Raw genomic sequence first — 13,363 nt, forward strand, 5'->3', positions numbered from 1 at the left:
AATTATGGGGAACGATTTCTACACTGCCGAGCAAGTAGCGGAACTGCTCGGCCTGCACGTGCGCACCGTCCGTAGCTACATCCAGGACGGCAGGCTCCCTGCGGTGCGGATCGGGAAGCAATACCGCATCACCCCCGCAGGCCTCGCGGCTCTGACGGGCGATCCGCAGGCCGAGCGGGCGCACGTCGACGTCACCAGCATCGTCACCGTCGACGCCATCGGCCGGGAGACCGCATCGCGGCTGGCCACGTCCCTGCAAGCCGCCGCGATGGGGCGCGGAAACTCAGGTACGCGGCTGCGCATCGACACCGCGTACGACGCCACCGCATCGAGCTTCAAGATCGTCGTCATCGGAGAACCTCTCGACACCGCCGAAGTCCTTCGCATCGTCGACGCATTCGTGGAGGGAAGCCGATGACCACCATGTACCTCGACAGCGATGGGCCACTTCTGGGCTCCGAGTCCGACGCAGTGGACGTTCTCGGCGACGCATTCGGAGTTGAAGCAACAATGATCGCAATTCCGGTCGAACGATTCCGTCCGGAATTCTTCGACCTCAGCACCCGACTGATGGGCGAATTCGTACAGAAATTTGCGAACTATCGAATTCGGCTCGCCATCGTGGGTGAGATCGACGACTACACGCAGGTCAGCGAGCCATTGCGCGCATTCGTCGCCGAGTCCAATCGAGGCCGCCACATCTGGTTCGTTGCAGATCGGAGATCTTTACAAGACCGCATCGCAACAATCCGCTAGCTGGTTTCACCAGCTTTTCTCAGCACCGGGTGCTACAAACGTCATGTGGTCGGGTTACTGATCGGCGTAGCGATTTGGATGGCGTTGGCATTGATTGTCGCCGTCGTACTCGGTCGTGTCGCCAGACGGGCCGACAACGAAGAACTCGGATCCACCCTGGACTGGAACACCGCAGAGATCGACGACGCCGTCCACCACGACTGACGCTCACTCACGCGAGGCGGGATGAGGCTAGTCAGCCCGCTCCACGATCTCCGTCAGGATGTCCACCGAGCGCGCGAGTGTGACGCGCTGATCGTCGGTCAATTTCGCCACCTGCGCTGCGAGTACCTGTTCGCGTGCCGCCACGTCTTCCATCGCGACACGGCGTCCCTCGTCGGTGAGTGTCAGGAGCACCTGCCGACCGTCCGTCGGGTGCGGCACCCGCTCGATCAACCCCATCTCGACCAGCGTGTGCGACGACCGTGAGATCGACGGCGGCTTGATGCGCTCACGGACAGCGAGCTCCCCCGTCGTCGTCGGCCCTTCCCGAAACAGCGTCGTCAGAATCGACAGATGCGCGACGGGTAGGCGGTCGCTCGCGTGACGCAACCTGAGCTGCCGATTGAGGCGCATGGCCATCACCGACAGATCCCTGGCGAGATGCGGATCGATGCTCACAAGAACAGGTTAGCGCGGCAAAACATCACTACTGGAAAACCGATTCCCTGTTTCCGACAATTTCGTGGGCTAAACTACCGGGCGCTCAGTCAAAACAATGTCTAAGCCGGGGGGCTTGGTGAAACGCTTCTTCACTGTGGGAACCACAGCGCTCGTGATGTCGTTGGTCGTCGCCGGACCAGCTGTTGCGAATCCGAATGCCGTGAACCCCATTCCAGGGCTCAACGGCGTGTTCGGACTCCCGTCTCTCACCGGTCGAACCGTCGCTGTCGCGCAGGCCACCGGCCTGGCCAGTACCAACGAGACTCAGAACTTCAACATGCTCGGTACCGACCTCGGCATCATGTGGGACAACGGCAACGGCGAGATCCTGACGGCGTTCGGTGACACTGCCGGACTCGGACTCCCGAACCTGCTGCAGGGCAGCATCTGGTCCTGGCGTAGCAACTCGCTCGTCCGCAGCCGAGACGGCAATCTGGCCGACGGCATGAACTTCGACAGCATCGTCCGCGACCCTCTCGGGCAGTCCAAGGAGTTGATTCCGAGTCCCAAGATCCCGTTCGTCGAGATCAGCAGGATCCCGACGGCCGGCGTCGCGATCGGACCGAACCAGTTCATGAGCCTGATGTCGGTCAAGAACTGGGGCGAGCCCGGGAGGTGGGAAACCAACTACTCCGGGCTTGCGGTGTCCGGCGACAACGGTGAGAACTGGGCCGTCGTCCCGGAAACCCAACGCACGTGCGAGGGCGGCAACCGCAACTTCCAACAGAACGCATTCTTGAAGGACGGCGGCTTCGTCTACGAGTACGGAACACCGCCGGGACGAGGCAACCTCGGCCACGTCGCGCGCGTGCCCGAGAAGGACATCCTGAACCTCGGTGAGTACGAGTACTGGAACGGCCACGAATGGAAGAAGAACGACCCGGCAGCGGCCGCGCCGATCGTCGACAACGTCGGAGAACTGTCCGTCGCGTACAACGAGTACCTCGGCCAGTACCTGATGCTCACCACGGATAACTTCAACTCGATCGTGATGCGTCGAGCGCCTTCGCCGGTCGGCCCCTGGAGTGCGCCCGAGGTTCTCGTCGACACCCGCCAACTGTCGAGCGCCTACGCGCCGTACATCCACCCCTGGTCGTCGGGCCGGGATCTGTACTTCCTGGCCACTGTGCATCAGAACTACAACGTACTGTTGTTGCGAACTACGCTGTAGCACAGATATTTTCGGCCGCGCGGCCGCGCACACGCGGGAGTTCGCCCATGCGTCGATAGGCTCGTGGCATGGACGCCGCAGACTGGGACCGAAAGTATTCGAGCCGGGACCTGATCTACGGCGCGCCGCCGAACCAGACGCTCGTCGAGGTCGCGACGTCGCTCCCCAGGGGCCGCGCGCTCGACCTCGCGTCGGGCGAGGGGCGGAATGCACTGTGGCTCGCGACTCGCGGCTGGGAGGTCAGCGCCGTCGATTTCTCGGCCGTCGGGCTGCAGAAGGGCCACGCGATCGCGTCGCGGTCCCCGAAATCGGTCCGGGAGCGCCTCACGTGGGTTCATGCCGATGTGACGACCATCGCAGCGGAACCGACATATGACTTGGTTCTCATGCTCTATTTACACCTGCCCCACGAGCAACGTGCGAAAGCAATACGCAACGCTCTCGACGCCCTGAAACCTGACGGAATCCTCATGATTCTGGGGCATCATTCCGACAACATCTCACACGGGGTGGGCGGACCCCAGAATCCCGAACTACTCTATACAGCAGAGGAATTGGCGTTCGATGTCGGGGATCGAGCCGCCGTTCACCTCTGCGAGAAGAGGCTCCGAACAACAGACAGTGGTACCGCCATCGATGCTTTGCTACTCGCCGGTAAGTCCGGTCTTGGCAGCGGGAATGAACGGGGGTAATATGCCGTTATGTTACCGACGAGTAGCTAACTTGGGCGGTACTCACGAGACCGCACCACCGACTGGAGAGCGACGCAATGGGCCATTACAAGAGCAACCTTCGGGATCTCGAGTTCAACCTCTTCGAGCTGTTCGGGCTCGACGAGTCCCTCTCGGGTGACAAGTTCGGCGACCTCGACGGCGAGGCAGCCCGCGACATGCTTCGCGAGGTAGTACGCCTGTCCGAGGGCCCCCTGGCCGAGTCGTTCGCCGAAGCGGACCGCAACCCGCCCGTTTTCGACCCCGAAACCCACACCCTGAAGCTGCCCGACTCCTTCAAGAAGTCGTTCAAGGCGCTCTACGACGGTGAATGGTGGCGCGTCGGCCTCGACGAGGAAATCGGCGGCATCGCTGCACCTCGCAACCTCGGCTGGGCCATCAACGAGATGCTCCTCGGCTCCCAGCCTGCAGCCTTCATGTACTCCGCCGGACCCTCCTTCGCCAACGTCCTGTTCCACAACGGAACCGACGAGCAGAAGGAATGGGCAAAGGTCATCGCAGAGCGCCAGTGGGGCGCCACGATGGTGCTCACCGAGCCCGACGCCGGATCCGACGTCGGCGCAGGTCGCACCAAGGCCATCAAGCAGGAAGACGGCTCCTGGCACATCGAGGGAGTCAAGCGCTTCATCACCTCGGCAGTGTCCGACGACCTGTTCGAGAACATCTTCCACCTCGTACTCGCTCGTCCCGAAGGTGCAGGACCCGGCACCAAGGGCCTGAGCCTCTTCTTCGTTCCCAACACCCACTTCGACTTCGAGAAGGGGGAAATGGGCGAGCGCAACGGCGTCTTCGTCACCGGCGTCGAGCACAAGATGGGCCTCAAGGCGTCGGCCACCTGTGAACTCACGTTCGGCGGACACGGCATTCCCGCGCAGGGATGGCTCGTCGGCGAGGTACACAAGGGCATCGCGCAGATGTTCGACGTCATCGAGCACGCTCGAATGATGGTCGGCACCAAGGCAATTGCGACGCTGTCCACCGGCTACCTCAACGCGCTCGGCTACGCCAAGGAGCGTGTCCAGGGCGCCGATCTGACGCAGATGACGGACAAGGCCGCGCCGCGTGTCACCATCACGCACCACCCGGACGTGCGTCGCAGCCTCATCACCCAGAAGGCGTACGCCGAAGGCCTGCGCGCGGTGTACCTCTACACGGCAGCTCACCAGCACCCGATCACCGCCAAGCAGGTGTCCGACGCCGACGAGGACCTCGCCTTCCGCGTCAACGATCTGTTGCTCCCGATCGTCAAGGGTGTCGGTTCGGAAATCGCATACAGTCAGCTCGCCGAATCCCTGCAAACTCTCGGTGGGTCCGGCTTCCTGCAGGACTACCCCATCGAGCAGTACATCCGCGACTCCAAGATCGACTCGCTGTACGAGGGCACCACAGCCATCCAGGCGCAGGACTTCTTCTTCCGCAAGATCGCCCGTGACCGTGGCGTCGCGCTCGCTCACGTTGCAGGACAGATCAAGTCGTTCATCGACAGCGAGGCAGGCAACGGTCGTCTGAAGGCAGAGCGCGCACTGCTCAGCACCGCCCTCGAGGACGTGCAGGCCATCGTCACGTCGATGACCCAGCAGCTCATGGGCGCTCAGGAACAGCCGACCGAGCTGTACAAGGTCGGACTCGCATCCGTTCGCTTCCTGATGGCGTTCGGTGACCTGCTCATCGGATGGCTCCTGCTGCGCCAGTCCGAGATCGCCATCAAGGCGCTCGACGCCGGCGCCGAGGGTGCGGACAAGTCGTTCTACGAAGGCAAGGTCGGCGTCGCGTCGTTCTTCGCCAAGAACGTGCTCCCGAACCTCACGGCCACCCGCAACATCCTCACCAACCTCGACCTCGACGTCATGGAGCTCGACGAAGCAGCGTTCTGATCTTCTCGCTCGTCAGCGGCCGCACCCTTCCTGGGTGCGGCCGTTGGTGTTCGAGGGGTTGCTCAGCTCAGGTGCTCACCATTTCGTCAGGCGCACGCCGATTCGCTAGCCAACAGACGTGCACCTGACTACATGGTGAGCATCTATAGCCGTCGTGCAGGCCGAATGATCGCCGTGGGCTTCGGAGATCGCTCTGCTCTCGTCATTGCTCGGCGGAGACGGTCGACCACGACCTCGAACCGGAAGATCTCGTCCCACGTCCAACTGACGAACTGCAGCCCGGTGTCTCGGATCCAATCCTCGCGCCGTTTCTCCTTGAACGCGACGTCACCGGGTTCCTCGCCAGGCCGAAGGTACTTCACGTATTTGGCTTTGCCGTCGCATTCGCCCACCACCTCGGGTGTTACACCGAAATCGCCTCGGCCGAGGAACTTTCCCTTCGAATCACGAATCTCGACCTGTAACTCCACGTCGCCGAAACCGTGTCGATGCAGCCGAATTCGGCTCAGCGACTCAGCGACGCTCTCGCTGCGCGCATCCAGGAAGTCGGCGATCCGCCGAGCAGCTGCGATCCCCCGCCATCGACGTGCGCGCTCGAGTTCCTCAGCGACTTCGAGACTCGACGCCCCCTGCCTCAGTGCAACGTCACCGAGCACCACCGCCGTATCCAGCGTCGTGGTCCGGGCGATGTCGACGAGTGTGCGTGCAAGCGTCGTGACTTTGACACCGTCGACCACGACGAAGTCGTCGAGAGCAGAACAGTGCGTCACCACGCCCGCAGTGGTACGACCCCCACCGCGCCGATTGCGGGTCACGTGCACCTTCGACAATTCGACTTCGTACAGCGGCAATCCATGAAGCACCGCAGCCGACTCGTGGCTCACGACTGCACTGTCCGACAGCGTGGGCACCACAGCATCGATGAGGAGCCGGTGCCTGGACGTGTCGTCGAGCGAGTCCGCATAGCTCGAACCGATGAAGCTGCCATTGTGCACGGACATCCAGCCGCCACTCGTGTGCAGCGCTCGAATCTCGTGGTCGGCCATACCCATCGCCAACGCATCACGACGACGAAGGATTCGGGTCGGGTCCAGTTCCATGGTCCGAGACTGCACTATCGGTCAGGCCGACTCGGCCTCTCGGGAGCCAATTGTGGATAACTCTGCGCCTGTGGACGAATAGTGGCACGGGCGTGCAGTTCCGGGGCTACTCAGCTCAGGTGCTCACCATTTCGCCAGTCGCACGCCGATTCGCTAGCCAACTGACGTGCACCTGACTACATGGTGAGCATCTGCCACCGGTCTACACGCTCCGCTCGAGCTGACCGGGGAGGAGGTGCCCCATCCGGTCACGCTTGGTCTCCAGATAGCGGACGTTCGCGGGCGCGGCTCCGACGATCAGGGGCACCCGAGCGGTGACCCCGATTCCGTTGTCGCGCAAACCCTGCACCTTGTCTGGGTTGTTGGTGAGCAGGCGGACCGTCGTCACGCCGAGATCTTCGAGTATCGCTGCAGCACCGCCGTATTCGCGGCCGTCGGCGGGCTCGTCGAGTTCGAGGTTCGCCTGCATCGTGTCGAAACCCTGGTCCTGCAACCGGTATGCGGCGAGCTTCTTGAGCAGCCCGATGCCACGACCCTCGTGTCCGCGCAGGTAGACGACGACTCCACCTTCGCGTGCGACACGTGCGAGCGCTGAATCCAATTGCGGACCGCACTCGCACCGTTCCGACGAGAACGATTCCCCGGTAAGGCATTCGGAGTGCACCCGTACGATCGGAGCGCCGGCGAGGTCGCCCTTCACCAGAGCGATGTGTTCCGCTCCGGTTTCTCGATCCGCGTATCCGTAGGCGCGAAACTCACCGTGCGACGTCGTCAGTACCGTTTCGGCAACTCGATCGACTCTGGACACCGGCGGAACAGTCGATATTCCCTGCGCCAAGCGGTAATTCGCGAGCTGCTCGATGGTGAGAACCGGAAGCTGCATCCGTCGACCCAGCGATTCGATATCAGGGAACGTCATCATGGATCCGTCGTCGGCGACGAGTTCTGCTATGACTCCGACCGCGGGAACACCCGCAAGACTGCACAAGTCGACGGCTGCCTCGGTGTGACCGGCACGCTCCAGCACCCCGCCTGGTCGAGCACGCAACGGGATGACGTGCCCCGGACGGATCAAATCCGCTGCGACAGAACCCGGATCGGCCAGGACTCGCAAGGTACGAGCACGATCGGCGGCACTGATTCCCGTCGTCACTCCGACCGCTGCGTCGACCGTCACGGTGTACGCGGTCTTCTTCGGATCCTGATTGTCGGCGACCATCGGCGGCAGATCCAACGCGTCCGCACGCGCTGCGGTCATCGGCGCGCACAGCAGACCCGAGGTGTTGCGGATGGTCCACGCGGTCCATTCCGGCGTCACTCGATCCGCCGCGAGAACGACGTCACCCTCGTTCTCGCGTCGTGCATCGTCGGTGACCAGGACCGGCTTGCCCTGTCGCAACGCGTCGAACGCGGCTTCCATCATTTACCCCACCTCCACGGCGAGTCGCCGGAACTTGCTGCCGTGGAACACGATCGGCGCGACGTCCTTGATCTCCAGCTCGTTGATGCGCATCAAGACTATGGCATGATCGCCGGCCGGAACCTCTTCGGTGACCGTCGCATCCAGCCACATACTGGCTCCGCCGATGAAGACGGCACCGTCGTCGGTCGTCGTCACGTCGAGTCCCTCGAATCGGTTGCCGGTCTTGGCGGCGAGCGTACGCGCGGCGACATCGTGGGCCTCGCCGAGGACGCTGATTCCTATGCGTTCTGCCGCAACGAATTTCGGCCACGTCGTCGAGGTGTTCTGGACGCAGAACGCGACGAGGGGCGGGTCCATCGACACCGCGACGAAGCTGCTTGCCGCCATTCCTACTGGAACGCCGTCGATTTCGGCACAGAGCGCGACGACGCCGCTGGGGAACTGTCCGAATGCCGCGCGCAGGGCTCCCGAGTCGAGTTCGGTGGTGGCGAGTGTCATGAGATATCCGTTCTCGAGGTTGCGGTAGAGGTCAAGACGCTGCCCCATCGGGCAACGTAATCAGCGATGCGAGTGTCCGACGTGTACGTCGAGTCGATCAGATACAACCCGGGTGCGGGTGTCACGGCCCCTAGCTCCACGAGCGTGTGCTTGAGGAAGATGTCGGGAGCCATCGCGTGCGCGGGCCCGGCACCGAGCATCAACGGGACCACGACGACGTCCTTCAGTCCGTCACCTCCGGCGAACTGGTCGAGAAAGAGTTTCAGGACGCCGGTGTACGTGGCTTTGAAGGTCGGGCTGGCGAACACGACGAGATCGGACGTGCGAACCGTCTCCACGGCCGCCGCCACCGCCGCGTCGCCCCATCCCAGCAGGCCTGCACCGAGTGCAATGACGTCGACGGTCTCGTCGACCTCGCGGCCGGTGAGGCTCTCGGCCACCAGGCGCGCGGCGTCGAGCGTCCGGGATCCGGGTTTCGGATTGCCTGCAACCACTGTCAGTTTCACTTCGGGCCTCCAGCCACGTCGTAGTGCCGTGACTGTTACTCAACACCGCATCCATGTCGGACATGCAACCCGAATGTGGCGGGAGTATTGCGCCGCGAGTTCGTGCATCGACACGCACAAGAGCAGCGGCGACGCACGCAAAGCACTTCTGAACGCCGCTCACATTTGCGTGGGAGCGGGGGCTACGACTCCAGGCGGCGGAACTTGCTGCCGTGGAAGATGATCGGATCGATCTCGCTCTGGACCTCGAGAGAGTGGATCCGCAGGAGCACGATGACATGGTCACCGGCAGGCACCTGCTGGTCGATGGTGGTATCCAGCCAGGCCGTGGCGCCTTCGATGAATACGGCGCCCTGATCCGTGGTCTGCAGATTCAGGCCGGCGAATCGGTCGCCGGTCTTGGCTGCGAGCGTCCGAGCGGCATCGTTGTGCGCTTCACCCAACACACTGACGCCAATGTTGCGGACGCCTTCGAGCTTGGGCCACGTCGACGACGTGTTCTGGATGCAGACGGCGACGAGCGGAGGTTCGATGGACACGGCGACGAAACTGCTCGCCGCCAGCCCGACCGGAACGCCGTCGATCTCGGCGGCAACGGCGACTACACCGCTCGGGAACTGGGCGTAAGCCTGGCGAAGCGTCGCCTGGTCGAGGTCGGTGTGTGTGAGCGTCATGCCGAAGCTCCCTTTCGCGCGTCTGCTGCGGCTGTGATGGTGGGTCCCCATCGCCGTGCATAGTCCACGATACGAGTGTCCGTCGTGAAACTGGTGTCTATCAGGTACAAGCCAGGAGCAGGGGTGATGGCGCCGAGCTCCACGAGAACGGGCTTGAGCAGCAGATCCGGCGCCAGCGCGTGTGCAGGACCGGCGCCCAACATCAGGGGCACTGCGACGACGTCACGCAGCCCCTCGTCGGTCGCGAACTGGTCGAGGAACAACTTCAGAACACCGGTGTACGTCGCTTTGAACGTCGGACTCGCGAAGACCACGATGTCACTCGATGCGACGGTCTCGACGGCCGCCTTCACCGCGTCGTCACCCCACCCGAGCAGGCCCGATCCCAGTGTGATGACGTCGACCTGGTGGTCGGCCCGACCACCCGTCAGCTCCGACGCGAGCAGCCCCGCCGCCTCGAGAGTTCGAGAACCAGGCTTGGGGTTGCCTGCCACCACCGTGACTGTCATGCGCCTACTTTCGTTCGGAAAACACGTGTACTACACAGCCAACCCGTCGAGTACCCACGTGTCCATAATCAGAATCAGCCTGATTATTTCCGCGACCTACCCCGGGAATGAACGGCATACGCAGGGCGTCGTAGATTGGAGAAATCTTTAGCAAGACTACGGAGGATCTACGTGTCGAGGATCGACAGCTACATCGCGCTCGGGGATTCGTTCACCGAAGGAGTCGGTGACGCCGACCCCACCAGCCCCAACGGCGTCAAGGGTTGGGCCGATAGAGTCGCCGAGCAGCTCGCCGTCGGGAACCCGGACTTCCGTTACGCCAACCTCGCCGTCCGCGGAAAGCTGCTCGATCAGGTGATCGAGGACCAAGTGGGCATAGCCGTCGAAGCCGCCCCTGATCTAGTCACCATCTACGCAGGCGGAAACGACCTCATGCGGCCGAAGGTCGACATCGACGCCATCATCACCCGGTACGACGCGGCCCTCGCGGATCTGACAGCAACCGGCGCGCGTGTCGTCGCATTCACCGCGTACGACGCAGGCTGGTCACCCGTGTTCCGCGCACTCCGTGGCCGCACCGCGATCTACAACGAACTCCTGCGGGCAGTCGCGGACCGCCGTGGCGTCGAACTGATCGACTACTGGCGTTTCGAGGGATACGACGACAGCAGAATGTGGGACTGGGATCGACTGCACATGTCGACGCGCGGGCACACGCGAATGGCGACGGAGGTGCTCGACTTTCTCGGAGTCGCGCATGCCATCGACCTGACACCGCTCGACCCACTGCCACCGGTGGACGCGTCGGCACGGCGGCGCGAGAACGCCGAGTGGGTCAAATCCTTTGCAGCCCCGTGGGTGTCACGTCGACTGCGCGGCACGTCGTCGGGTGACGGAGTAGCCGCCAAACACTCCGCGCTGCACAGCTTCTGACTACTCCCCGTCGTCCGCCGGAGGAGTAGCTGCAGGCGGCGCCGCCGGAGTGGGCTGGTTGGCGGGCGTCTCCCCCGGGGGCGTTTCGCCAGCAGGCGCCTCGGGCTCAGGCTCTGGTTCGGGCGACTGGCATCGCACGATCGGGATGGGGTCGTACTTGACCGTCCGCGTGTTGCGCGACACTTCGTTGCCCGACGCGATGTCGGTGATCACGCGGGTGTCACTGGCCGTGAATCCCGGTCCGCCACTGGACGGAACGCACGCATCGCCTGCAGGCAGGGTGATGGTGTTGGGACTCGTCGGATTGGTTCGCGAGCCGGTGATGGACTCGACGTCGACCGTCTTGGTTCCCCAAAGGCGAACCGTCACATTGGAACTCGTACCGAAGGACTCGATCAGCACGCCTGTCTTCGCAGGATTGGTGAACTTCAGGTCGATCGCGCCTTCGAAGACCGTCGCTTCACGTGCCTCCGGGTACCGGCTGATGTAGTAACTGTGCTCGGTGTGCCCGGCGTCTTCCATTCCGCCGAAGTACGACGCGTTGTACAGCGTCGTCGCGAATTGGCTGATTCCGCCGCCGACTGCACGATCGGGACGACCGTTGTCGATGATTCCCGACTCGACGAATCCCTGCGCCGACCCACGCGGGCCGGTGTAGTCGTTGAGCGAGAACGTTTCTCCCGGCTTGACCAGCGCACCGTTGACGATGTCGGCCGTCAGGCGGATGTTGACGCCCGACGCGTACTCGAAGCCACCCGTCGTGTATTCGCCGACGACCTCGTTGATCCCCAGCGCCTGCGCACCTTCGGTGGTCAGGGCCGGCTGAGCCTGCTCGTACACCGCTTCCGTCGTGCGCGAATCGGTCGAGGACAGCAGAGTCGGCAACTGCTCCAACGTCTTCGGCCACTGCACCAGCTCGCCGACGACACCGGGCACCACCGTCGGCGCACCGCCACCGAGCGCGAACGACGCATCCTTCGGCTGTGTTTCCGTCGACGCGAGTTGAGGCGCCAGAATTCGAGTGGCTGCGCCCGCGTCGTACATTTCCGCGAGAGCACCGTTGCCGTCCGGCTCGAAGGACACGAGACCGGCGATCGCGTCGGGCGCCAGAACGGCATTTGCACCGTCACGGCCGGTGAAGACGACCGGAGCGGAGACGGCCGGTGTCGCGACGTCTCGGAGGACGCGGTCGACCTCGTCCTGGTGCACGGTCACATCTACGGTGTCGACCGGCAACTCGACAGATCCGAATGCCCAGTTCTGCTCGATCACATCCCGCGCGTCGGCGACGTTCATCGTCTGGCCGGGAGCAGGAGTGACCGCAACGGGTGTGGTGCCCTCGAAGACGACGTCACCTTCGGACGGCTGCCGATCCGTCTGCGCCCGAAGCGATTCCACGGCTGCGTCGAGTGCGGGCTCGTCGACGGACGACTGCACCCCGATCTCTCGATCGGCGAACAGCGACGTCAACCGAGTGAACGGATTGATCGGCTGAGCCCCGGCCTGATCGAGCGTCGCCGTCCAATCGACGTCGAGACCTGCTGCGGCAGGCACCAATTCGAGCTCCTGGTCCCCTGCGGCCACACGCACCGGCTGCTCGACGCGAGGCCCGAGTTCGGACTGCAGGCGTGCTTCGGCGTCGTCGTGGCTCAATCCGCCGATCGAGATGCCCGCGACGGTGACACCGCGGGGCACCGAGCCGCTCGACGACAACATGTCGGCGGTGTAGAACACACCGAGGATGGCGATCGCGGCACCGGCCACGACTGCGATCTTGGCTCTGTTGGACACGTCGGTGCGGGAAGCAGGCTCGCCGCTCTCGGGAGCGGCAACCGCGGGTTGGGCGACCGTCGGCGCCGAGGGGACCTCGGGTGCGGGGTGCTCTTCCGGTGCGGGCTGCTGTTCCGGTGCGGGCTGCTCTTCGGCTGCGAACGCCTCGGTGGGCGGTGCGTCGGCCTCGGGCTCGGATACTGCGGGCTCGGATACTGCGGGCTGCTGCGCTACCTGCTCGCCAGGGGCAGGCGCGTTGGGATCGATTGCTCGGATGACCTCGGTCGGTGCGTCGTAAGGGGCGACGTCCGGCACCGAACTCTCGGCTGCAGCAGCACTCTCGTCGGCATCGACGTGATCCGGCTCTTGGTCATGCTTGTCTTTGCCGTCTCCACCGACGCTCACGTTCTCGGCCCTCCCGAACCCCCAGAAATCCCCTCGACACTTTCCACGAGCTTACGCAATGGACGTCTGCCACATCCGGGCGGAGATACGAAGGTGGCTCCGCACCGCTGCCGGGTCGGGGGTCGGGCAGCAGTGCGGAGCCACTCTCAGTATCGCGACCCTTTGTGATGCGTTACAACCGACGTTGGAATGTCTCCCTATTTCATTCGTTTGAATGAGCAATCACTTCCGCGAGCGACAATGCTGCACGGCCGGCAGATCCATAAACCCCTCGTGTGACGAATCTGCCGACCGTCGGCCCCCTGGTGTCG

The 13,363-nt window shown here is 63.7% G+C and carries 15 protein-coding genes; 7 read left to right on the forward strand and 8 right to left on the reverse strand.

Annotated elements, in window-relative coordinates; genetic code table 11:
• Positions 1-4: 4 nt before the first annotated feature.
• The 3 genes from CHB96_RS14925 to CHB96_RS29700 are packed head-to-tail and all read left to right on the forward strand — an operon-like array spanning position 5 to position 960.
• The gene (locus CHB96_RS14925; protein WP_089247534.1) at positions 5-418 is read left to right on the forward strand and encodes a helix-turn-helix domain-containing protein; all 414 of its coding nucleotides are present in this window, start codon (positions 5-7) and stop codon (positions 416-418) included.
• A complete protein-coding gene (locus tag CHB96_RS14930) occupies positions 415-756 on the forward strand; it encodes a DUF4180 domain-containing protein (protein WP_089247536.1) in 342 nt (113 codons plus the stop codon). The genes CHB96_RS14925 and CHB96_RS14930 overlap by 4 nt, the downstream gene beginning before the upstream one ends.
• A gap of 45 nt (positions 757-801) precedes the next feature.
• Complete coding sequence (locus CHB96_RS29700; protein WP_176444302.1) at positions 802-960, forward strand: hypothetical protein; 159 nt, start codon at positions 802-804, stop codon at positions 958-960.
• A 27-nt stretch (positions 961-987) separates the two neighbouring features.
• On the opposite strand, the gene CHB96_RS14935 is transcribed toward CHB96_RS29700, so the two are convergent.
• The gene (locus tag CHB96_RS14935) at positions 988-1,416 is read right to left on the reverse strand and encodes a MarR family winged helix-turn-helix transcriptional regulator (RefSeq protein WP_245865729.1); all 429 of its coding nucleotides are present in this window, start codon (positions 1,414-1,416) and stop codon (positions 988-990) included.
• Positions 1,417-1,513: 97 nt separating this feature from the next.
• Between CHB96_RS14935 and CHB96_RS14940 the strand changes: the two genes are divergently transcribed.
• The 3 genes from CHB96_RS14940 to CHB96_RS14950 all read left to right on the forward strand — a co-directional run bounded on the left by CHB96_RS14940 (position 1,514) and on the right by CHB96_RS14950 (position 5,234).
• Positions 1,514-2,629 carry a glycoside hydrolase family 183 protein gene (locus CHB96_RS14940; RefSeq protein WP_371829014.1) on the forward strand — a complete coding sequence of 372 codons (1,116 nt, stop codon included), beginning with the start codon at positions 1,514-1,516 and terminating at the stop codon, positions 2,627-2,629.
• Between the two features lie 68 nt (positions 2,630-2,697).
• Positions 2,698-3,321: a class I SAM-dependent methyltransferase gene (locus tag CHB96_RS14945; protein WP_089247540.1), complete on the forward strand. Its 624-nt coding sequence runs from the start codon at positions 2,698-2,700 to the stop codon at positions 3,319-3,321.
• A gap of 77 nt (positions 3,322-3,398) precedes the next feature.
• A complete protein-coding gene (locus tag CHB96_RS14950) occupies positions 3,399-5,234 on the forward strand; it encodes an acyl-CoA dehydrogenase (protein WP_089247542.1) in 1,836 nt (611 codons plus the stop codon).
• 143 nt (positions 5,235-5,377) lie between these two features.
• Here CHB96_RS14950 and CHB96_RS14955 read toward each other — a convergent pair whose 3' ends face one another.
• The 6 genes from CHB96_RS14955 to CHB96_RS14980 form a co-directional block, all read right to left on the reverse strand.
• Positions 5,378-6,334 carry a hypothetical protein gene (locus tag CHB96_RS14955; protein ID WP_089247544.1) on the reverse strand — a complete coding sequence of 319 codons (957 nt, stop codon included), beginning with the start codon at positions 6,332-6,334 and terminating at the stop codon, positions 5,378-5,380.
• Positions 6,335-6,536: 202 nt separating this feature from the next.
• Entirely contained in the window at positions 6,537-7,757 is a 1,221-nt protein-coding gene (gene ribA, locus CHB96_RS14960; protein WP_089247546.1) for a GTP cyclohydrolase II, read from the reverse strand.
• The gene (locus CHB96_RS14965) at positions 7,758-8,255 is read right to left on the reverse strand and encodes a flavin reductase family protein (protein ID WP_089247548.1); all 498 of its coding nucleotides are present in this window, start codon (positions 8,253-8,255) and stop codon (positions 7,758-7,760) included.
• Positions 8,252-8,761, reverse strand: a complete 510-nt coding sequence (locus tag CHB96_RS14970; protein ID WP_089247550.1) for an NADPH-dependent FMN reductase — start codon at positions 8,759-8,761, stop codon at positions 8,252-8,254. The genes CHB96_RS14965 and CHB96_RS14970 overlap by 4 nt, the downstream gene beginning before the upstream one ends.
• A gap of 182 nt (positions 8,762-8,943) precedes the next feature.
• Positions 8,944-9,435, reverse strand: coding sequence for a flavin reductase family protein (locus CHB96_RS14975; RefSeq protein WP_089247552.1), 492 nt, complete (start codon positions 9,433-9,435; stop codon positions 8,944-8,946).
• Positions 9,432-9,944 carry an NADPH-dependent FMN reductase gene (locus tag CHB96_RS14980; protein WP_089247554.1) on the reverse strand — a complete coding sequence of 171 codons (513 nt, stop codon included), beginning with the start codon at positions 9,942-9,944 and terminating at the stop codon, positions 9,432-9,434. The genes CHB96_RS14975 and CHB96_RS14980 overlap by 4 nt, the downstream gene beginning before the upstream one ends.
• A gap of 171 nt (positions 9,945-10,115) precedes the next feature.
• Between CHB96_RS14980 and CHB96_RS14985 the strand changes: the two genes are divergently transcribed.
• Positions 10,116-10,877, forward strand: coding sequence for an SGNH/GDSL hydrolase family protein (locus CHB96_RS14985; RefSeq protein ID WP_089247556.1), 762 nt, complete (start codon positions 10,116-10,118; stop codon positions 10,875-10,877).
• Here CHB96_RS14985 and CHB96_RS14990 read toward each other — a convergent pair whose 3' ends face one another.
• Positions 10,878-13,052: a VanW family protein gene (locus tag CHB96_RS14990; protein WP_089247558.1), complete on the reverse strand. Its 2,175-nt coding sequence runs from the start codon at positions 13,050-13,052 to the stop codon at positions 10,878-10,880. It abuts the gene before it with no gap.
• Between the last annotated feature and the right edge of the window lie 311 nt (positions 13,053-13,363).

The organism is Rhodococcoides kyotonense (assembly GCF_900188125.1).
GTDB lineage: Bacteria > Actinomycetota > Actinomycetes > Mycobacteriales > Mycobacteriaceae > Rhodococcoides > Rhodococcoides kyotonense.